Origin of the sequence: Winogradskyella undariae (genome assembly GCF_013285155.1) — a bacterium.
Classification (GTDB): Bacteria; Bacteroidota; Bacteroidia; order Flavobacteriales; family Flavobacteriaceae; genus Winogradskyella; species Winogradskyella undariae.
Map to the genome: position 1 here is coordinate 1 of NZ_JABTEL010000007.1, position 20,263 is coordinate 20,263.

The 20,263-nt window shown below is 33.5% G+C and carries 20 protein-coding genes; 13 read left to right on the forward strand and 7 right to left on the reverse strand.

What is annotated here, in order from left to right; translation table 11 throughout:
- Positions 1-360: 360 nt before the first annotated feature.
- Complete coding sequence (locus tag HSX10_RS10705; protein ID WP_173588220.1) at positions 361-2,187, reverse strand: TonB-dependent receptor plug domain-containing protein; 1,827 nt, start codon at positions 2,185-2,187, stop codon at positions 361-363.
- Positions 2,188-2,306: 119 nt separating this feature from the next.
- On the opposite strand from HSX10_RS10705, the gene HSX10_RS10710 reads away from it, so the two are divergent.
- The gene (locus HSX10_RS10710) at positions 2,307-3,803 is read left to right on the forward strand and encodes an aminotransferase-like domain-containing protein (RefSeq protein WP_173588221.1); all 1,497 of its coding nucleotides are present in this window, start codon (positions 2,307-2,309) and stop codon (positions 3,801-3,803) included.
- Here the strand turns inward: HSX10_RS10710 and HSX10_RS10715 are convergent.
- Together HSX10_RS10715 and HSX10_RS10720 are read right to left on the reverse strand one after the other, a co-directional pair.
- Positions 3,793-4,209 (reverse strand): putative signal transducing protein, encoded by a 417-nt coding sequence (locus HSX10_RS10715; protein ID WP_173588222.1) that lies wholly within the window; start codon positions 4,207-4,209, stop codon positions 3,793-3,795. The genes HSX10_RS10710 and HSX10_RS10715 overlap by 11 nt on opposite strands.
- 69 nt (positions 4,210-4,278) lie before the next feature.
- The gene (locus HSX10_RS10720) at positions 4,279-4,827 is read right to left on the reverse strand and encodes a hypothetical protein (protein ID WP_173588223.1); all 549 of its coding nucleotides are present in this window, start codon (positions 4,825-4,827) and stop codon (positions 4,279-4,281) included.
- 228 nt (positions 4,828-5,055) lie between these two features.
- Between HSX10_RS10720 and HSX10_RS10725 the strand changes: the two genes are divergently transcribed.
- The 8 genes from HSX10_RS10725 (at position 5,056) to HSX10_RS10760 (ending at position 11,630) form a co-directional block, all read left to right on the forward strand.
- Complete coding sequence (locus HSX10_RS10725) at positions 5,056-5,565, forward strand: hypothetical protein (RefSeq protein ID WP_173588224.1); 510 nt, start codon at positions 5,056-5,058, stop codon at positions 5,563-5,565.
- 9 nt (positions 5,566-5,574) lie between these two features.
- Positions 5,575-6,084 carry a DUF2975 domain-containing protein gene (locus HSX10_RS10730; protein ID WP_173588225.1) on the forward strand — a complete coding sequence of 170 codons (510 nt, stop codon included), beginning with the start codon at positions 5,575-5,577 and terminating at the stop codon, positions 6,082-6,084.
- Positions 6,085-6,086: 2 nt separating this feature from the next.
- The gene (locus HSX10_RS10735) at positions 6,087-6,587 is read left to right on the forward strand and encodes a DUF2975 domain-containing protein (RefSeq protein WP_173588226.1); all 501 of its coding nucleotides are present in this window, start codon (positions 6,087-6,089) and stop codon (positions 6,585-6,587) included.
- 2 nt (positions 6,588-6,589) lie between these two features.
- Positions 6,590-6,796 (forward strand): helix-turn-helix domain-containing protein, encoded by a 207-nt coding sequence (locus HSX10_RS10740; RefSeq protein ID WP_173588227.1) that lies wholly within the window; start codon positions 6,590-6,592, stop codon positions 6,794-6,796.
- A gap of 45 nt (positions 6,797-6,841) precedes the next feature.
- The gene (locus HSX10_RS10745; protein WP_173588228.1) at positions 6,842-8,638 is read left to right on the forward strand and encodes a M61 family metallopeptidase; all 1,797 of its coding nucleotides are present in this window, start codon (positions 6,842-6,844) and stop codon (positions 8,636-8,638) included.
- Between the two features lie 154 nt (positions 8,639-8,792).
- Positions 8,793-10,049, forward strand: coding sequence for a Y-family DNA polymerase (locus tag HSX10_RS10750; protein ID WP_173588229.1), 1,257 nt, complete (start codon positions 8,793-8,795; stop codon positions 10,047-10,049).
- Positions 10,050-10,288: 239 nt separating this feature from the next.
- Complete coding sequence (locus tag HSX10_RS10755) at positions 10,289-10,732, forward strand: LexA family protein (protein ID WP_173588230.1); 444 nt, start codon at positions 10,289-10,291, stop codon at positions 10,730-10,732.
- 130 nt (positions 10,733-10,862) lie between these two features.
- Positions 10,863-11,630 carry an XRE family transcriptional regulator gene (locus tag HSX10_RS10760; protein WP_173588231.1) on the forward strand — a complete coding sequence of 256 codons (768 nt, stop codon included), beginning with the start codon at positions 10,863-10,865 and terminating at the stop codon, positions 11,628-11,630.
- A gap of 75 nt (positions 11,631-11,705) precedes the next feature.
- On the opposite strand, the gene HSX10_RS10765 is transcribed toward HSX10_RS10760, so the two are convergent.
- From HSX10_RS10765 to HSX10_RS10780, 4 genes are all read right to left on the reverse strand, one after another.
- Positions 11,706-11,984 carry a F0F1 ATP synthase subunit delta/epsilon gene (locus HSX10_RS10765; protein ID WP_173588232.1) on the reverse strand — a complete coding sequence of 93 codons (279 nt, stop codon included), beginning with the start codon at positions 11,982-11,984 and terminating at the stop codon, positions 11,706-11,708.
- A 63-nt stretch (positions 11,985-12,047) separates the two neighbouring features.
- Positions 12,048-13,556 (reverse strand): F0F1 ATP synthase subunit beta, encoded by a 1,509-nt coding sequence (gene atpD / locus HSX10_RS10770; protein ID WP_173588233.1) that lies wholly within the window; start codon positions 13,554-13,556, stop codon positions 12,048-12,050.
- A 372-nt stretch (positions 13,557-13,928) separates the two neighbouring features.
- On the reverse strand, positions 13,929-15,776 hold the full coding sequence (gene glmS / locus HSX10_RS10775; protein ID WP_173588234.1) for a glutamine--fructose-6-phosphate transaminase (isomerizing): 1,848 nt from the start codon (positions 15,774-15,776) through the stop codon (positions 13,929-13,931).
- 166 nt (positions 15,777-15,942) lie between these two features.
- Positions 15,943-16,755 (reverse strand): glycogen/starch synthase, encoded by an 813-nt coding sequence (locus HSX10_RS10780; protein ID WP_173588235.1) that lies wholly within the window; start codon positions 16,753-16,755, stop codon positions 15,943-15,945.
- 107 nt (positions 16,756-16,862) lie between these two features.
- On the opposite strand from HSX10_RS10780, the gene panC reads away from it, so the two are divergent.
- The 4 genes from panC to HSX10_RS10800 are packed head-to-tail and all read left to right on the forward strand — an operon-like array spanning position 16,863 to position 20,234.
- A complete protein-coding gene (gene panC / locus HSX10_RS10785) occupies positions 16,863-17,714 on the forward strand; it encodes a pantoate--beta-alanine ligase (protein ID WP_173588236.1) in 852 nt (283 codons plus the stop codon).
- 13 nt (positions 17,715-17,727) lie between these two features.
- Positions 17,728-18,078, forward strand: coding sequence for an aspartate 1-decarboxylase (gene panD, locus HSX10_RS10790; protein ID WP_173588237.1), 351 nt, complete (start codon positions 17,728-17,730; stop codon positions 18,076-18,078).
- Positions 18,079-18,082: 4 nt separating this feature from the next.
- Positions 18,083-19,042 carry a lysylphosphatidylglycerol synthase transmembrane domain-containing protein gene (locus tag HSX10_RS10795; RefSeq protein ID WP_173588238.1) on the forward strand — a complete coding sequence of 320 codons (960 nt, stop codon included), beginning with the start codon at positions 18,083-18,085 and terminating at the stop codon, positions 19,040-19,042.
- A 34-nt stretch (positions 19,043-19,076) separates the two neighbouring features.
- Complete coding sequence (locus tag HSX10_RS10800) at positions 19,077-20,234, forward strand: alpha/beta hydrolase (protein WP_217363262.1); 1,158 nt, start codon at positions 19,077-19,079, stop codon at positions 20,232-20,234.
- Positions 20,235-20,263 lie beyond the last annotated feature (29 nt).

Sequence of the window (20,263 nt, forward strand, 5' to 3'; positions counted from 1 at the left end):
TATGTTTCTATGTTTTGTGTGAGTTAATGTTATGTCGTCAGTTCGAGTTCCGACGTAGGAGGTTTATCGAGAACTGATTGTTGGTTGCTTCTCGATACAATTATTTTTCACTGCGTTACAAATAATTACTCGAAGTGACGTTTTGGTAGTAATCATATATTTTGGATAGATAGAGGATAGAAGTGGATTCCTGCCTTCGCAGGAATGACAAAATAGAATAATTAAAAAGAAGACTTATGCGGAAACAGAAAATCCGCAAAGCATTTAATAGCATTGCGGATTTTAAAATTTTCAATTTATTTTTATAAGTGTAGCTTTAGATTCCTGCTTTTTCAGGAATGACAATTGGAATAAAAACCATTAACGGAATTTATAACGCATACCAAATAACACGTTGCTCGGAGGCATTGGTGTGTAGCCAGATTCTATATAATCTGCATCAAAAATATTACTTGCAGTTACCGAAAGCTCTACTTGTTTTAGGCTCATTACAATAGAGGCATCCCAAACATTATAGGTTTGTCCGGTGGTACGTTCTGCATATTTGTAAATGATATTTTGGTTTATGTTTTTGAATAATTTAGTGCTTAATCTTGTTGTAAAATGATGTTTTAAAGTGTTTAAAGAGTAACGTGATAATTCTTCGTTTTGTTCTAAAATATTATCGTCTAAATACGCATATCCAAAAGCTAAAGTTTGTTTGTAGTTCTTCACGTTAAAATTGTAAGCAACATCTAATTCTAATCCTTTGGTATTGACTTCTGCAATGTTGGTGGCTGTGTAAATTTCATCAACCGTATTGGGTCTCACAAAATCGATAAGGTTAGTGGCATCTCTATTAAAAACAGATAGGCTTGCTCTAATTTTATGAGCATTGTATTTTATTCCGATTTCCTGAGAAAAAGCTTCTTCGGGTTCTAGGTCTGCATTACCAATGGTTCTTGGGTCGTTGTAATAGAGATCTGTGTAAGTTGGTATTCTGTAAGTGAAACCAATATTTCCGTAGGCTTTTAAATTATTGGTGATATCAAAACCAACATCTAGCCCTGGGAACCCATTAAATTTAAAATCTGAAAAATACGTTACGGCAACTCCAGGTGTAATATCTAAACGGTCATCTATAAATTGGAAACGGTGTTCTAAGAAAACGGTCGTCATAAAACGATTACGGTCTCCTAAATTATTACTGCGTAAATAGGTTTTAGACATATCAATACCAAATCCGGTAACCCCTAGTTTAGAGGTGTAAGAGGCATTCGCTTCTGCTCCTATTTTATTCGAAATATGAACGTTTCTAAAGAAATTAGGTTCAAAACGTTTTAAAAGGAAAATATCTTGGTTACGTTTCCAGTAGATACGTGGTTGAATTTTAAGTTTTTCAGATTGAAACTTTGTGGTAAAAGCGATTAAACTATTCTGAGTTTCTTCATATTCATTAAAATCAGGACTCGTGGTATAGAAATTTTCAGCCCCAAATTTACGTTCCGAAAACGTGGTGATCATTTCAATAGCTTGCGCATTTTTATTAAACGTGCTTTTTAGAAAGTAATTAGAATTATCATAATCCGAATTACTGCGGTAGCCTTCTGAAGTCATTCTATCCACATGGAGTATGTGTGTAGAATTCTCTAATTCAGAACCCACGGTTACCGAACCATTAAGTTGTCCAAAAGACCCCGTTTCTACACTTGCCGAAACCGAATTGTCTAACGTCGATTTTGTAACGATATTGATAGCGCCTGTAAATGCATTTTGTCCAAAGACACGAGCCGCAGGACCTTTAATAATTTCAATACGCTCAATCACTTCAATTGGTACAGCCGCATTTAAGGTATTGTGACCTGTTTGTACATCGTCCATTTTAATACCATCTATTAATAAAAGGGTTTGGTCAAATCCGCCACCCCTAATAAATAAATCGGCCTGACTTCCGCCAGTTCCACGACGTCTAATATCTACACCAGCGACTTGCTGTAATAAATCTACAACGGTAATAGCAGCGCTGCTTTTAATATCTGCAGCAGTGATAATATTTATAGTTCTTGAGTTTTCCTTGAAAGGTAAATCAATTCGTGTTGAGGTAATAACGACTTCACTTAAGGAATCTGTTTTTACTTCTTGCTCTTGTGCATTGAGCTTAAAACAAGTGATTAAAAGAGCTGTGAAAAGATAGATTGTGTTTTTCATTAATTGGTGTTTTGCAATAAATTGTTAAGGTTCAAAACTTACATTATACATATGGTTTCTTTTGAACGCTGCAAAAGTCGTAACTTTCCGGACGATTAAAGTAGTCCAGTTTTAAAACAATGAATAGTCCGGTTAGTCAAATTATAAAACAACTTGTCACTTTTGATAAAACTATTGTGCCACCTGTATATGTGCAAGTTGCTCAGCAAATTATAAATGCGATACAACGTGGTTATTTAGATAAAGGTAGCAAATTGCCAGGAACTAGGGTACTCGGTAAGGTGCTAGATATTCACAGAAATACAGCTGTTGCTATTTACGAAGAATTAGCATCACAAGGTTGGGTCGATATTGTAGCTAATAAAGGGACTTTTGTTTTGCTTCCTGAAACATCTGAGACTAAAATTAAAGCTACAACGCAACATTTAGATCATGCTTATACATACGCAAAAGTAGCCGGTTTTCCGTTTCAGAAGTCCTTTCATTTGGCTTCCACAACACAAGAAACGACCGCGAAATATACTATTAACGACGGGCAACCCGATTTAAGATTGCATCCTGTGCATCAATTTTCTAGATGGTATAGTGCAGCGATGAAACGTAAGCCCCTTATTAATAAATGGAATAAAACGTCAGCTTTAACGCCTTCTGTTTTTAGCACACAGCTTTGTAATTATTTGAATGCCACACGAGGCTTTCATATTAATTCGGATAATTTAATGAATACGCGAAGTACTGAGATGAATCTTTATGTGGTGTCTCAACTTTTAATAACACCAAATGATTTGGTACTTGTTGGACAGTTAAGTAATTATGCATCCAACATGATTTTTCAAGAAGCAGGTGCTACCATTCGAACCATTCCGGTAGATAAAGAAGGTTTAAATGTAGACTATATACGAACACATTTTGTAAAAAAAAGTATTCGTTGTGTATATGTCTGTGCTAATAGAGACTATCCTACAACGGTAACTCTGAGTGCTAAACGCCGTTTAGAGTTGTTAGCATTGGCAAAAACTTATGGGTTTGCCATTATAGAAGATGATTATGATTACGATTTTCAGTTTGATGGTTCAGCCATGTTACCCATGGCAAGTGCTAACACCCATGGTATGGTTATTTATTTGGGTAAATTAGGGCAATCGTTATTTCCAAGTTTTCATACAGGGTTTGTGGTGGCTCCAGAAAATTTTATTCAAGAAGCTAAAAATTACTTGCAATTATTAGATAAACAAGGCGATTTAATACAAGAGCAGATGTTGTCCGAGCTTATTTCTGAAGGTGAAATTTATAGACTAAAGAAAAAAAACATCGTGACTTATAAGCAGCGTCGTGATTGTTTGTGTCATTATTTGGCGTTTTATTTTGAAGGGATTATCATTTGGGAAAAACCTTTGGGAGGTTTGGCTATATGGTTGCAGTTTGTAGAAACCATTTCTTTAGTGAAGCTTGCTGAAGAAGCAGAAAAAGTTGATTTATGTCTGCCAAAAACTATTTTATATCAAGATAAAAACACCTGTGCTATTCGTTTTGGTTTTGGACATTTGAACGAAGACGAACTCGGTATTGTGATAAAGAAGTTGAAACTCGCTTATGATAAGGTGCTTAATTTTTAAACGGAAATTCGGTTTTACAATCCTCACATTTGTATTGGTAACGCGTACTGAAAGGTAAGGTTCCGGTTAGGAAACCAATAAGAAAAGCGACTAAGGATTTAAAATTAGTGATGGTAGAATAGAGTTCAATACGGTTTTTTTTACAATTAGGGCAGGTGATAGGTTCCCCTTCATTATCTACAGAATATTGTTGAATGGATTGTAAAATTTCTCTTGCTATGTCTTCATCTTTAGCTAAGACTTTTAATTTGATGCCACCAATGGCATTGCTTACTAAAGGATCGGTATCAATGGTGATATTATCTTTTAAGAAGACTTGAATGCCGTCTGATTCTAGTCGGCCTTTCATAATTTCTGCTTCAGAAGAATATTGAAATCTAGCTATGGTAACAAAGGTGTCTTGCATTTTGTAAAGGTAGTGTAATCTTTTGTTGAGCTGTTAAGTTTTTAAAAACCAGAATGGTTTAAAAGAACTTTATTCTATATTATTTTTTGTCATTTTAGCTTTCCACTCGTCTTTATCTATCCATTTAAAGTCATTAGGAACTGTAGCATCTAATAAATCGATGTTTAATTGTTCTGAAAGTTCATAGCCAATGAGAAAAGCTTCTTTGTAGTTGTTTTCTTCGTACAATTCAAAATGCTTGTTGTTGTCGTACCACAGATTCACTTCAAATATATAATCACCACCTTCTATCGGTTGATGAAATACAGAGACGTATTGGTAATTTTTAATGGTTTGCCAAGATCCTATTTTTAAAGGTCCAACCTCTATGGTTGGTCTAAATCTAGAATTTGAAATATCGATATGAATTCGTTTTCTAGAACAAAAACTAGCACCAATACCTGCGAAATAAATAACACCTTCAAAATCTATGATTCGTATACCGAGTGGACGATCTGTCGTAGCCCAAAGAAATATTTTGTAACCCATAATCCCGAAAGCCATCGTGAAAAACAAAGCAGCAATAGGTATTTGCCAAATAGGTCTCGCACTTTCTGAAATGATGGTGTTGGGTTTCATGTGTTTATATGTATTGTTTTTTATCGGTCATATGGTACATTCATTTTATCATTCCCTTGGGTGTCAAGAGCGAGTTATGGATGTTTCCTGCTTCAAATATAAAAAAAGACTTAAAGGCCTGTTAGTTTTTTAAAATCTCACAGGTCCATTATAATAATTATCTTTTTTTAATAATAAATTATTGTTTTTCGATAATTTATGTATATTTGTTATCGTAAAACGATAATTATGAATTCTGCAAAAACACTTTATGCGATACTAAATGTTATTATTATTCTTATTTTAATTAGCATTGGTTTAGGGATTTTCTATTTCGCAATGATTCTCTTTGGTGTCAAACAAGATTTTATCGGTATAGAAGAAGATGCATTAATTTATAAAACGGAAGCCATGCTTTATCGTTTTACTTTTCTGAAACTTGGTGTTTATGTTGCTTTTGTCGTTGCGCTTTGGAGATTAAGAAAGGCGACAAAATGGTTATTAAAAAATGATTTTTATAATACCGAACTTATAAGTGGCATGTTCAATTCGGGGAAACTTATGGTTTTTTCTTCAATCGCTTTATGGTTTATTGATGAGATTGGTAATATGTTCTATAAACGGCAAGTTATACTTGGTTTAAGTGAAAAAACATTAGTCTATTTATTAATAATTGCGATGGGGTTATTTTTAATGCTAATGAGTACTGTACTTAGAGATACTAAGGCTATAAAAGAAGAAAACGACTTAACTATATAATTATTTACAATGCGAAAATTAATCATTTTAAAAAGTTTAATAGATTTTGTTTGGATAGTGACTTGTATTCCTGCCCTATTGCTACTTGCATTTTTTGCAGTTTACATGTTTATTGAGCCAGAATCTTTGAATATGATATTGGATACAGATACGTCTAATATTGAAACCTCTTTAATGGCTGCACAGTTATTTGGCTTGGTCTTTATTGCTTTGGCTTTTATAACTATTTATTGTGTGTATCTGTTTAGGAAAACCTTGCGTTATTTTCAGAAGGTTAAACCTTTTCATATGGATGTAATAGTCAATTTTTATAAGATTGGTTATTTGCTTACTAGTGTTGGGATTGCTTCTTCTGTATTGGTTTTTGTAGGGCAATTGGTTTTTAAAAGTCAATTAAAGATAAACTTAGGCTTAAGTCCTTATGTGATGCTTATTTGTTTAGGGCTGTTTTTTATGGTATTGAGCGAGGTGTTTAAGGTAGCGAAATACGCTAAGGAAGAAAATGATTTAACGGTTTGATTATGAAAAAAATAAGGTACTCTATAATATTATTGTTTTTAGCGCTTGTTGTTTCAATTGTTGGTAATTTGACGATTTCAACATTGGCGTTATTTTTTGATACTTATATTTTGCATTTGCAACAAGGTAAACCTTCTCTAGCAACACAAGGTGTATTTTTAGCTAAAGCCTTGGCTTTGCTAATTTTTGTGTATGGTGTATTCACGCTAATTTCAAACTTAAAAATATTTGCAACAGGTGATTTTTTTAATTCAAAATTAGTAACTACTTATCATAAAGCAGGATCTCTATTTTTATTCTCTGGAATAATTGGCATTGTGATTTCGCTTATTTCCATATTTTTTATGATGAACTATGGTGATATTCATAATCAGACTTATCTTAATATAGACTCAAAAGGCTTGTATATTCTGCTTATGATTTTAGGATTATTCTTTAGACTTTTTTCTGCTGTTCTTAAGAAAGGAAATGTAATTCAACAAGAAAACGACCTAACCATATAATCATGTCCATAATAGTCAACTTAGACCTCATATTAGCCCAGCGTGGCATGAAGAGCAATGAACTTGCAGAACTGGTTGGTATCACAACCGCAAATCTTTCCATTTTAAAAACAGGAAAGGCAAAGGCTATTCGATTTTCAACTTTGGAAGCTATTTGTAAAGCTTTGGACTGTCAGCCTAGTGATATATTAGAATACGTAGAGGATTAAAAGGTTTTAAAAATTAGTATCTTGGGTGTCTAAAAAATTGAATAGATGCGAAGCCTAATTTTATTACTGTCCTTTTTATGTTTAGTGAATTGCAAGGAAGACAAAACTCCGGTAACGGAATTAATAACTGATGGAAGTTCAAGTTATACCATTTCATTTGAAAATGCAGTGCATCATGAAGCTGAAATCACGGCCACTTTTAAAGGTTTAAAATCTGGTGAAGCCGTATTTAGAATGTCTAGAAGCTCACCAGGACGCTATGCTATCCACGAATTTGCTAAGAATGTTTATAACGTAAAAGTTACAGATGGGAAGGGTCATGTTTTAGAAACAACACGTCCTGATCCGTATTCTTGGAGCGTGAACGATCACGATGGCACTATCATAGTGAGTTACACTTTGTACGCCAATCATGGTGATGGCACCTATGCGCAAGTTGATGAAACCCATGCGCATCTTAATATGCCAGCGACTTTTATGTATGCTCCGAGCTTGGAAAACGACACCTTCAACATTGAATTTAAACCACGCAAAGATTTAAATTGGAAAGTAGCTACACAATTAAAACACTTAAAAGATAACAGCTATTCCGCTGACAACTTACAGTATTTTATGGATAGTCCAACGGAAATTAGTGACCATATGGTCCGTTCGTTTGAGGTGGATGGCCAAAAGATCAATTTTGCATTGCACCACAATGGCACCGCAGCAGAGTTTGATGCCTATTTTGAAAAGGTTAAAAAAACAATCTTACAACAAAAAGCAGTTTTTGGAGAATTACCAACTTACGATTATGGTGAGTATACGTTTTTAGGCTGTTACATTCCTAATGCCACAGGGGATGGTATGGAACATCGGAATTCTACGGTTGTCACCAGTACACGAAGTCTAGCAGATGGAGCCGATCGTAATTTAGGTACGGTATCTCATGAGTTTTTTCATTGCTGGAATGTAGAACGTATACGACCACAAAGTTTAGAGCCCTTTAATTTTGAAGCAGCTAATATGAGTGGCGAACTTTGGTTTGCTGAAGGCTTTACCAGTTATTATGACGATTTAACCTTAACCAGAGCCGGACTTATACCACAAGCAGATTATATAAAAGGATTGACAGGCACTTTTAATTACGTGTGGAATTCACCAGGACGACAGTTTTTTAATCCTATTGAAATGAGCTACCAAGCGCCATTTGTAGATGCCGCACGTTCTGTAGATGATATCAATCGTAGCAATACGTTTATTTCCTATTATTCGTATGGAAGTATGTTAGGCTTGGCTTTAGATTTATCACTTAGAGCAGAAAACTTGAATCTAGACGATTATATGAAACAGGTTTGGAACACCTACGGAAAGACGGAAAGGTATTATACCATTGCTGATTTACAGCAAACTTTAAACGATTATGCAGGTGCTGAATTTGGTGATGCCTTTTTTAATAATTACATCTACAAAAGCGGCATGCCCGATTTTGAAACCTTGTTTAAAACGGTTGGTGTTGAGTTGCAACAAAACATAGATCAACCTGCTTTTGGATTGCGTTTAAACAATCAAGTGATTACAAGTAATACGCTAGTCGGTTCTGGAGCTTATACCGCAGGACTTGAAAAAGGAGATAAATTACTTAAAATTGATGGTGTTGCACTCAATGCAACTTCAGACTTAAATAAGCTTTTAGGGAGCGTAAAACCGAATCAAACTGTCGATGTTGTTTATGAACGCTTTGGAAAACAGCACTCTGTTAAAATGATTTTAGACGCGGATACATCTTATACTATTTTAAGTTTAGATGATATATCTGAAGCAGCTAAGGCAAATAGAACGGATTGGTTGAAGGCAAAATAAAATTTCTTTTAATAAAGTTTCGGCGATTAAAAAAAGGATAGATATCTGTAATGGCTTATGTTAAGCGCATGAGAAAAAAAATATTTATATTTTTTTGAACTAGACCTCATTGGTTTTTTAAAATCGGTGAGGTCTTTTTGTACCTTTGCCGTCTATGTATGCTTTAGTTGATTGTAATAATTTTTATGCTTCTTGCGAGCGGGTTTTTAATCCCAATTTAGAACAAAAGCCTATTGCTATTTTAAGCAATAACGATGGCTGTGTGATCTCGCGTAGTGATGAAGCTAAGGCAATTGGTTTGCCTATGGGAGCGCCTATTTTTAAATGGGAAAGCTTTTGTAAAGCCCATAGTATTAAGGTGTTTTCATCTAATTATCCTTTGTATGGCGATATGAGTAGTCGGGTAATGCGTATACTAGAGCAGTTTACACCAGATGTTGAAATCTATAGTATAGACGAGGCTTTTCTTCAATTTAAAGGTTTTGAAAATTATAATTTTGAAGACTACGGAGGTCAGATGCGGCAGCGTATTTTAAAATGGACCGGTATTCCTACTTCGGTTGGGGTAGCACCAACGAAAGCTTTGAGTAAAGTGGCGAATAAAATTGCACGTAAGTTTCCTGAAAAAACGAAAGGTGTCTATGTAATCGATTCTGAAGTTTCAAGAATAAAAGCCTTAAGATGGATGAAAATTGAAGATGTTTGGGGTATTGGTCGTGGTTTAGAAAAGCGCTTAAAAGCCAAAGGGTGTCATACTGCTTATGATTTTACACAGTTGCCAGATGATTGGGTACGTAAAACGTTTTCTATAACCGCGTGGAATCTGAAAAAAGATCTAGAAGGTATTTCTAAAATTACTTTAGATGAACCTGCAACAAAACGGTCTATTGCTACCACCCGAAGTTTTGAATATACCTATTCTGATATTGATAATATAAAAGAACGCATTTCTACTTTTGCAACCCGTTGTGCAGAGAAATTACGAGAACAAGGCTCTAGTTGCCATATGATCGTTGTGATGTTGAGTAGTGATCGGCATAAAACCGATGCCGAACAGCATAAAGTAAGCGCCATGGTTAGTTTTCCGTATCCAACGGATTCTTCCTTATTAATTAGTGTACAAGCTGTAAAGGCGGTGAAATCGATTTTTAAAACAGGAATAAAATACAAACGTGCAGGAGTTATTGTAACGGGCTTGGTTCCTACAGATAATTTTCAGTTAGACTTGTTCAATAAAGAAGATCCTAAGCATAAACCTTTAATGTCTGCTATCGATACTATAAATAAAAAGTATAAAAGCAATATGATAAAGTTAGGGAATCAGGATTTAGAGCAAACTTGGAAAATGAGACAAGAACGTTTGTCGCCTAGATACACAACTAATATTAATGATATTATTATAGTGAAATAAAAAGCGGTTACATTTTGTTAGTGTACCTATTGATTGGTTTTTCACTTGCTATAAGTAGGTTTCGGCTACGTTCAACCTGACATTTAGGGGGAAGTTTGACCACTATTTTTAGTCGTTATTTGATGACTCTTAAATTTTTATAGAACTAGTACTTCAATAAGTACTAATTCTTATTTTTCATATTGTATATTTATAGACTAAAGTTTAATTTTAAAGATTACCATTTTTACGACCATAGAATGAAAACAAAATCAGTAGGTAGTTTAACGTTTTTTACTCCAGAAGCTGTTGAGGGCGCTGGGACTAATTTTTTTGATACTGGTATTTCAGCAGGTTTTCCATCACCAGCAGAAGATTTTAAAGAGCAACGTTTGTCTTTAGATGACGAATTGGTAAAAAATAAAGAAGCTACTTTTTATGCTAAAGTTAGTGGGCAATCTATGATTGGTGCTGGTTTAGATGATAACGATTTGTTAGTTATTGATCGAAGCTTAGAGCCTGCAAACAATAAAATAGCAGTCTGTTTTTTAGATGGTGAGTTTACTGTAAAACGCCTCAGGGTCTCTAAGGGGGAGGTATGGTTGCAACCCGAAAATCCTAATTACCCCATTATAAAAATCACAGAGGATAATAACTTCTTGATTTGGGGAATTGTAACTAACGTGATTAAAAAGGTGTATTAGAAAATTATATAAATCACTTACATTTTAGTTCTATCTTTTATTAATAAATAATTTTAGTTTTTAAAACTAGCTACTATATGTAGTTTTTGTTGCTTATATTTGTAGCGAATACAACTAAACTAAAATTTACATGAAGCCGATTCAGGTTAATATAAAACACTTACGAACCTTAAAAAAAATCTCTCAAGAACGTTTGGCAGATGAATTAAGTTGGAGTCGTTCAATGGTCGGGTCTTACGAGGAAGGTCGTTCAGAGCCTCCTATAGATCGTTTAATAGACTTGTCTAATTACTTTAGTATTCCTATTGATATTTTGGTAAAAAATGATTTACGTAAATCAAAAAACACTTCTTTTATAGAAATAGGGAATCAACGTGTTTTGTTTCCTGTAACGGTTAATGAAGACAATGAAGATTTAATTGAAATTATACCAACAAAAGCATCTGCTGGTTATTTATCAGGGTACGATGATCCTGAATATATAGAACAACTTCAAAAAATTAAATTGCCATTTTTACCTACAGGTACGCATCGTGCATTTCCTATAAAAGGAGATTCTATGTTGCCGGTAAAAGATGGTGCTTTCATTGTCGCAAAATTTGTAGAAGCTATTGCCGATGTTAAAAACGGAAGGACTTATATTATCTTAACTAAGGATGATGGTTTGGTGTATAAACGTGTTTATATCCCGGAAGGTGATCTTGTTCATCTATTATTGAGTTCTGATAATAAATCTTATGAACCCTATTTAATTCCTCGAGAAAATATTTTAGAAATTTGGGAATTTACGTGTTGTATTAATACGCAAGAGTATGATGAAAAGGAATTGAAATTAAGTAGTATTATGACGATGTTTCAAGAACTTAAAGTAGAGCTTGAGGCTATAAAGAAGCTGTAAAAAAAGGTGAGTTTACAACATAAAAAAAGCGCGAAATATTTATTTCGCGCTTTTTTGTTTTATATAATGTTTGAATTAATCTGCTAAAATAATTAGCTTATTATTCTTCATTTCTAATGTTCCAGAATTGATAGCTAACCAAACACCTTTATCAGATTTTGTAAATTTAGCTTCAACTTCTTTTTCTAATTGAATAGCGTTACCAGCAACTTTTATATGTCCTTTTGTAAGAATAGATACAATAGGTGCGTGATTGGTTAACATTTCAAACTCACCATTAACGCCAGGAACAGCGACAGATTCAACTTCCCCGCTAAATAATGTGTTTTCTGGTGATACAATTTCTAAATACATATTCTTTTAGTTTACAGTTGCAGTTTACAGTCGTACTAAATCGACTGATTACCGCTAACTGATTTACGCTTCAGCTAACATTTTTTCTCCTGCTTCAATAGCTTCTTCAATAGAACCTTTAAGGTTAAAAGCAGCTTCTGGTAAGTGATCTAATTCACCATCCATAATCATATTGAAACCTTTAATAGTTTCTTTAATATCAACTAACACACCTTTAAGACCCGTAAACTGCTCTGCTACGTGGAAAGGTTGAGATAAGAAACGTTGTACACGTCTAGCTCTACCTACGGCTAATTTATCTTCTTCAGATAATTCTTCCATACCTAGAATAGCAATAATATCTTGTAGTTCTTTATAACGTTGTAATAACTCTTTAACACGTTGTGCACAGTTATAGTGATCGTGACCTAAAATATCAGCTGTTAAGATTCTTGAAGTAGAATCTAATGGATCTACTGCAGGGTAAATACCTAGCTCTGCAATTTTACGAGACAATACTGTAGTTGCATCTAAGTGAGCAAACGTTGTTGCTGGAGCCGGATCCGTTAAATCATCTGCAGGTACGTATACCGCTTGTACAGATGTAATAGAACCTGTTTTTGTTGATGTAATACGTTCTTGCATCGCACCCATTTCGGTTGCTAATGTTGGTTGGTAACCTACGGCAGAAGGCATACGACCTAATAATGCAGATACCTCAGAACCCGCTTGTGTAAAACGGAAGATATTATCTACGAAAAATAATACATCTTTTCCTTGTCCTTCACCAGCACCATCACGGAAATATTCAGCAATAGTTAATCCTGAAAGTGCTACACGAGCACGAGCTCCAGGAGGCTCATTCATTTGTCCGAATACGAAAGTCGCTTTAGATTCTTTCATCCCAGCTTTATCAACTTTAGACAAATCCCATCCGCCTTCTTCCATAGAATGCATAAAGTCATCACCATATTTAATAATACCAGACTCTAACATTTCACGAAGTAAATCGTTTCCTTCACGTGTTCTTTCACCAACACCTGCAAATACAGAAAGTCCACCGTGACCTTTTGCAATATTGTTAATCAACTCTTGGATTAATACTGTTTTACCTACACCAGCACCACCAAATAAACCAATTTTACCTCCTTTTGCATAAGGCTCAATTAAATCGATTACTTTGATACCTGTAAATAAAACTTCTGTAGATGTTGATAAATCTTCGAATCTTGGAGCTTGTCTGTGAATCGGTAAACCTGCGTCACCAACTTTAGGTAAATTACCTAGTCCATCAATAGCATCACCAATAACATTGAAAAGACGTCCGTAAACATCTCCACCAATTGGCATTTGTATTGGAGAACCTGTAGCTATAACTTCTGTTCCTCTACTTAAACCATCTGAAGAGTCCATAGCAATAGTACGTACTGTGTCTTCACCAATGTGAGATTGTACTTCTAATACTAATTTAGAACCATCTGGTCTATTAATTTCTAATGAATCATAAATCTTTGGAAGCTCTGAATCAGTAGCGAATTCTACATCGATAACTGGACCTACGATTTGTGCAACTTTACCTGTAACTTTTGACATTACTCTTATGTTTTTGTTTTGCAATTGTTTAAATATAAAAAAAGACCTGATCAATCAAATTGAATACGTCGGTTTTTCGCGCTGCAAAGATATGAGTTTTAATTTAAATACCACATCAAATTTTATGGCTTTTTTAAGCGTGAAAAACACCTTTAAATTAGAACCTTTAAATAGCTGATACTTATTAGAGTTTATTTTAATAAAGCTTAAAAATTATTTGAATAATATTTTTTGGTCTATAATTAGTTGAAGCTTCAAAACTTCATTAGTAACTTTTGAAGTGGGAGCGTTGGTTTTAATAAATAAAAAAACGGCCTAAGTTTGAATTTTATTCAACTTTAAGCCGTTTATATAATTTGTATGCTAATCGGTTTATTCTACCGTAACAGATTTCGCTAAATTACGAGGTTGATCTACATTTTTATTCAACATTACAGCAATGTGATATGATAATAACTGTAATGGTATTGTAGTTAATAAAGGTGTTAAGCACTCTAATGTTTCAGGAACTTCGATAACATAATCTGCTAATTCCTTTACGCTCGTGTCTCCTTTTGTAACAATACCTATGATTCTACCTTTTCTAGATTTTATCTCTTGAATGTTACTGACTACTTTTTCGTAATGTCCTTTTTTAGTTGCGATAACTACAACTGGCATTTGCTCATCAATTAAAGCAATAGGTCCATGTTTCATCTCTGCAGCAGGATATCCTTCTGCGTGGATATAAGAAATCTCTTTTAATTTTAAAGCACCTTCTAAAGCTACTGGGAAATTAAATCCACGTCCTAAGTATAAAAAGTTTTTAGAATCTTTATAAATATCAGCAATAGTTTTAACGTAAGCATCAGATTTTAAAGCCTCTTCAACTTTAGCAGGAATCATTTCTAATTCTATAAGATGTTGTCTAAACTCTGAGCTAGACATGGTTCCTTTAGCTCTTGCTAAACGTAATGCTATTAATGTTAATACTGTAATTTGAGTTGTAAATGCTTTAGTTGAAGCGACTCCAATTTCTGGTCCAGCATGTGTATAAGCACCTGCGTTTGTTTCTCTTGCAATTGTAGAACCAACAACGTTACATACCCCAAAAACAAATGCACCTTTAGATTTTGCTAATTTTATAGCGGCTAAAGTATCGGCAGTTTCTCCAGATTGAGAAATAGCGATTACAACATCTTTTTCTGTTATTACCGGGTTTCTATATCTAAACTCTGAAGCGTATTCTACTTCAACAGGGATTCTTGCTAAGTCTTCAAAAATATATTCGGCAACTAAACCTGCATGCCAAGAGGTGCCACAAGCAACAATTATAATACGGTCTGCTGCTAAGAATTTTTTCATGTTATCTTCAACACCTACCATTTTAATAATCGCTTCATTACTTAGAAGTCGACCTCTAAAGGTGTCTAAAATAGCACTAGGTTGTTCATATATTTCTTTAAGCATGAAGTGTTCATAACCTCCTTTTTCTATTTGCTCTAAATTTAATTGAAGTTTTTGAACATAAGGATCAACAAGGTTATCGTTCTGAATTTTTCGAACTTTAATATCTTTTCCTCTTCTAATAATCGCCATTTCTTCATCTTCAAGATAGATGGCATTTTTAGTGTATTCAATAAAAGGAGAAGCATCACTTGCAATAAAAAACTCATCATCACCAACACCTATTGCTAATGGGCTACCTAATTTAGCAACAACAATTTCGTTTGGTTTGTTTTTGTCGAAAACAGCAATAGCGTAAGCTCCTACAACTTGGTTTAGGGCTACTTGAACTGCTTTACCTAATTTAAGATTTTCGTTTTTCTTTACGTCTTCAATAAGATTAATTAAAACTTCAGTATCCGTATCTGATTGAAACGTGTATCCTCTTTTAATTAATTCTTGTTTTAAAGAGTCATAATTCTCAATTATTCCGTTATGGATAATTACTAAATCTCCTGAATTAGAAGTATGTGGGTGAGAATTTACATCATTAGGGACTCCGTGAGTAGCCCAACGTGTATGACCAATACCTAAAGTTCCTTTAGTAGAAATCTCATTTTCAATCTTTTCTTTAAGGTCAGAAACTTTTCCTTTTGTTTTTGAAAGTTTAATATTTGTGCCATCATATAAAGCAATACCTGCACTATCATAACCACGGTATTCTAATCTTTGTAGTCCTTTTATAATAATAGGGTAGGCTTCTCTATGGCCAATGTATCCAACAATTCCACACATAGGTTTTTTTTTAAATTATTTTGGTCTGTATAATATATTTCTAAATACACACGTTTTGTTTCGTCTGTTGTATTATTACCGTGTAACATGGTTCCAACAAAACTTAGGATAATTAAACCAACTGACAGAACCTGTAAAGCTAGTTTGTTTTTTTTCATAGTTTATTTTAACCCTTTAATACGGTTTTTGTATAAAACTCGGTGTATGGATCTGCAAATTCTTCAATTGAATAATAGTCCAATACAGGTTTTTCTAAATCGTTTAAATAAGTATCTAATTCTTCAGGTAATTCTTCAGATCCTCTAATGATTGCGTCAGAATTATCTATCGCTACTTTCATTAGGTTAACATAATCAGGTTGTTTTAATAGTTCGGTTGCATCAGCATTCAATCCGTCAAAACCAACTTTAGAGATCATGTCTTTATCTAACGTTCCTTCGAAGTTTTGATTGTATACAGAGGTTACTATTTTGCTTTCAGTAAATAAAGGTTCTGTTTTGTAAAACTCCTTTAAGTATAGTGGTAATAAGGAAGCAAGCCATCCATTAACATGAATAATATCTGGTGCCCAGTTTAATTTTTTAACAGTTTCTATAACTCCTTTTGCAAAGAAAATAGCACGTTCGTCGTTATCTGGAAATAATTTTCCGTTCTCATCCGTTAAAGTCGCCTTTCTCTTAAAATAATCTTCATTATCTATAAAGTAAACCTGAATACGTTCTTTAGGGATTGATGCTACTTTTATTATTAGTGGCATATCTAGATCATTAATTACTAAATTAATACCTGAAAGTCTAATAACTTCATGAAGCTGGTGTCTTCTTTCATTAATGTTACCAAAGCGAGGCATAAATATTCTTATCTGACCTCCTTGTTTGTTTACCATTCTCGGTGCTTCAAAGGACATTGAAGAAATTTCAGTTTCTGGTAAATATGGAACTACTTCCGAGGACACATATAATATTCGTTTATCTTTCATAAATCTACAGCTTTTGTAATTATTAGTAAAAACATGCAAAATTACAAAAATTTGGGCAGATTGCTAGTATTATATTATGTTTGCACGCGTAAATTTTTTGTTACACAGTGAAAAGATTTTTAAATAAAATTGATTTGTCACAGCATATAGATGCTTTGAAGACAAAAGGAAACTCAATAGGATTTGTTCCTACAATGGGTGCGTTACATGAAGGACATGTATCATTAGTTGCTAAAGGTTTAGATGAAAACGACTTTGTTGTTGTGAGTATTTTTGTTAACCCTACGCAGTTTGATAACCCCGAAGATCTCGTTACATATCCTAGGAGTGTTGATGCAGATATTGCATTGTTAAGCGGATTAAGTGATACTAATATTTTAGTTTATACACCCTCTATTGAAGATATTTATGGAGATCAGGCAGTATCTGAATCTTTTAGTTTTGATGGTTTAGAGCACGAAATGGAAGGCGCTTTTAGAAAAGGTCATTTTGATGGTGTTGGTACTATTGTAAAGCGTTTGTTTGAAATTGTAAAGCCTGATTATGCTTATTTTGGAGAAAAGGATTTTCAGCAATTACAGATTATAAAGAAAATGGTAGAGTTACACCATATACCAGTTAAAGTTATAGGATGTGTGATTCATAGAGCCGAAGATGGTTTAGCTATGAGTTCTAGAAATGCTAGATTAACACCAGAACACAGAACTGTAGCTCCATTTATTTATAAAATAATTAATACTGCAAAAGTAAGGTTTGGCACAGAAAGTGCACAAATAGTAACGGAATGGGTTAATGAGCAATTTAAAAAAGAGTCTCTTTTAAAGTTAGAGTATTTTGTGATTGCTGATGTAGCGACCTTAAAGCCGGTAAAAGAAAAATCAACAGAAAAGACATATAGAGCATTTATAGCGGTATATGCAGGTGATATTAGATTAATAGATAATATCGCTTTAAATTAATTACTTTTGTAGCATGCAAATTCAAGTTGTAAAATCAAAAATTCATCGTGTAAAAGTTACAGGTGCAGAGCTTAATTATATCGGTAGTATTACTATCGACGAAGATTTAATGGAAGCAGCAAACATTATACAAGGTGAAAAAGTTCAGATTGTTAACAATAACAATGGTGAACGTTTAGAAACCTACTGTATCCCTGGACCACGTAATAGTGGCGAAATTACTCTTAATGGAGCTGCGGCTAGAAAAGTAGCTGTAGGTGATACTCTTATTTTAATTACTTATGGTATCATGGATATTGAAGAAGCCAAAGTATTTAAACCTTCTTTAGTATTTCCTGATGAAGCTACCAATCTCTTAAAATAGACTGGTGGGTCAACCTAAAACCATCCTAAAAGTTGTTTTTCCTTTACTCTTGGGAGTTGGATTGGTGTGGTATTCTTTGTCTAAAATTTCATTATCTACCTTAGTTCAGTATTTTAAAGATGCTGATTATAGTTGGATTCTCCTTGGCGTATTTTTTGGAGTTTTAAGTCATGCTTCTCGTGCCTATCGTTGGCTTTTTATGGTAGAACCTCTAGGGTTTAAGCCTCGGTTTGCAAATAGCTTTATGGCTGTATATTCTGCATATCTTATAAATTTCACGATTCCTAGAGCAGGAGAAGTTGCTAGAGCAACCATCTTAACTAATTATGAAGGGATTCCTTTTGATAAAGGTTTTGGTACTATAGTAGCAGAGCGTATTGCAGATACCATTATGCTTCTTTCTATAGTGGCTATCGCTTTTTTTTTAGAGTTTGAATTTATATATAATTTTTTTGCAGATAAATTTAATCTTTCCTCTTTAATATTAGTAGGCTTGCTGCTTATTGTAGCGGCTTTAGTCATTCTTCTATTTATTACAAAGAGTAGGTCTAAGCTTGCTTTAAAGATTAAATCATTTGTTGTGGGACTTCTAGAAGGTGTGCTTAGTATTTTTAAGATGAAGAAAAAATGGGCATTTATTGGTCATACTTTATTTATTTGGGTAATGTATGTGCTTATGTTTTATGTTACCAGTAATGCTTTACCAGAATTAAATAACATTACATTAACCCCTGTTCTTATAGGTTTTATACTTGCTAGTTTTAGTATTGCAGCAACAAATGGTGGTATTGGTTCTTTTCCAGAAGCTGTTGTTATTGCTTTTTCTATATTTGGTATTGCAGAAGATCCAAGTAGGGCTTTTGGGTGGATTATGTGGTCTACACAAACCTTAGTTATTATTGTTTTAGGTGGTTTATCGTTATTATATTTACCTATTTACAATAGAAAAAATAGAACATTATAAAATATTTTTTACCTTTCTATAAATTTATTAGTCTATGTATACTATAAAGAATTATTTCATATTTATTATCATGCTTTTTATAGGCTTACATATCCAGTCTCAAGCTATTTATAAAACTATTGATTCTGATAGGCTTGGTGGATCTCGCGAATTAAAAATTCAGTTACCTAGAAATTATAATCCAGAAGAAAAGCATTCTTATCCTTTAATTATTGTTTTAGATGGCGATTATTTATTTGAACCTATTGCGGGTAATATAGACTATCAGTCTTATTGGGAAGATATTCCAGATTGTATTGTTGTAGGTGTTAATCAATCAGAGACAAGAGAAGAGGATTTCTTTTATGGTAAAGAAGCTTTTTTTCCTTTAGAAACCGGAGCTGCATTCTATGAGTTTATTGCTGCTGAATTATTGCCATTTATTGAAGATAACTATAACGCCTCTAACTTTAGAATTGTTGTAGGGCATGATTTAAGTGCCAACTTTATAAATTATTATTTATTTAAAGACGATCCTATATTTAGAGGATATGTGGCACTAAGTCCAGATTTTGCTCCAGAAATGATGGGGAGATTAAAAGAACGTTTATCTATATTAGAACATGAAACGTTTTATTATATGGCAACTGCAGATGCCGATATAAGAGCTGTAAGAACAGCGGTTTTAGAAGCGGATGCTTTATTTACAAGTATAGAAAATGAAAATTTTCTTTATCGATTTGATGATTTTGATGATGCCAATCACTATTCATTAGTTGGACAAGGAATTCCTAAAGCTTTAAATCAGATTTTTACACTTTTTAAACCAATTAGTGCTAAAGAGTATTCAGAAAAAGTTCTCACTTTTGAAGGGACTCCGTTTGAGTATTTAACAAAAAAGTATGACGATATTGAACATTTCTACGGTTTTGAGAAAAAATTAATTGAAAACGATATTAGAGCTATTGCCGCAGCGAGTAATAAAAAAGATGATTCAGAGTCTTTAAAGTCACTTTCTAAATTAGTTAACAAAACCTTTCCTAAATCTATGTTAAGCGCCTATTATTCAGGGTTGTATAATGAGAAATATGGAAGCTTAAAAAAAGCATTACTTCTTTATAAGTCGGGTTTACTCTTAGAGCCATCTCAAAGTATTACTAAAGATATTATGCTTGATAAGATGTATGAAATTCAAGATGAAATAGATAGATAGTGTATTTCATCGAAAAAAAGAAACAACTT

What these genes read in the sequence shown, in the direction of transcription:
- HSX10_RS10705 (WP_173588220.1), bottom strand. Translation starts at nt 2,187, where the DNA reads ATGAAAAACACAATCTATCTTTTCACAGCTCTTTTAATCACTTGTTTT.
- HSX10_RS10710 (WP_173588221.1), top strand. Translation starts at nt 2,307, where the DNA reads ATGAATAGTCCGGTTAGTCAAATTATAAAACAACTTGTCACTTTTGAT.
- HSX10_RS10715 (WP_173588222.1), bottom strand. Translation starts at nt 4,209, where the DNA reads ATGCAAGACACCTTTGTTACCATAGCTAGATTTCAATATTCTTCTGAA.
- HSX10_RS10720 (WP_173588223.1), bottom strand. Translation starts at nt 4,827, where the DNA reads ATGAAACCCAACACCATCATTTCAGAAAGTGCGAGACCTATTTGGCAA.
- HSX10_RS10725 (WP_173588224.1), top strand. Translation starts at nt 5,056, where the DNA reads ATGAATTCTGCAAAAACACTTTATGCGATACTAAATGTTATTATTATT.
- HSX10_RS10730 (WP_173588225.1), top strand. Translation starts at nt 5,575, where the DNA reads ATGCGAAAATTAATCATTTTAAAAAGTTTAATAGATTTTGTTTGGATA.
- HSX10_RS10735 (WP_173588226.1), top strand. Translation starts at nt 6,087, where the DNA reads ATGAAAAAAATAAGGTACTCTATAATATTATTGTTTTTAGCGCTTGTT.
- HSX10_RS10740 (WP_173588227.1), top strand. Translation starts at nt 6,590, where the DNA reads ATGTCCATAATAGTCAACTTAGACCTCATATTAGCCCAGCGTGGCATG.
- HSX10_RS10745 (WP_173588228.1), top strand. Translation starts at nt 6,842, where the DNA reads ATGCGAAGCCTAATTTTATTACTGTCCTTTTTATGTTTAGTGAATTGC.
- HSX10_RS10750 (WP_173588229.1), top strand. Translation starts at nt 8,793, where the DNA reads ATGTATGCTTTAGTTGATTGTAATAATTTTTATGCTTCTTGCGAGCGG.
- HSX10_RS10755 (WP_173588230.1), top strand. Translation starts at nt 10,289, where the DNA reads ATGAAAACAAAATCAGTAGGTAGTTTAACGTTTTTTACTCCAGAAGCT.
- HSX10_RS10760 (WP_173588231.1), top strand. Translation starts at nt 10,863, where the DNA reads ATGAAGCCGATTCAGGTTAATATAAAACACTTACGAACCTTAAAAAAA.
- HSX10_RS10765 (WP_173588232.1), bottom strand. Translation starts at nt 11,984, where the DNA reads ATGTATTTAGAAATTGTATCACCAGAAAACACATTATTTAGCGGGGAA.
- atpD (WP_173588233.1), bottom strand. Translation starts at nt 13,556, where the DNA reads ATGTCAAAAGTTACAGGTAAAGTTGCACAAATCGTAGGTCCAGTTATC.
- glmS (WP_173588234.1), bottom strand. Translation starts at nt 15,776, where the DNA reads ATGTGTGGAATTGTTGGATACATTGGCCATAGAGAAGCCTACCCTATT.
- HSX10_RS10780 (WP_173588235.1), bottom strand. Translation starts at nt 16,755, where the DNA reads ATGAAAGATAAACGAATATTATATGTGTCCTCGGAAGTAGTTCCATAT.
- panD (WP_173588237.1), top strand. Translation starts at nt 17,728, where the DNA reads ATGCAAATTCAAGTTGTAAAATCAAAAATTCATCGTGTAAAAGTTACA.
- HSX10_RS10800 (WP_217363262.1), top strand. Translation starts at nt 19,077, where the DNA reads ATGTATACTATAAAGAATTATTTCATATTTATTATCATGCTTTTTATA.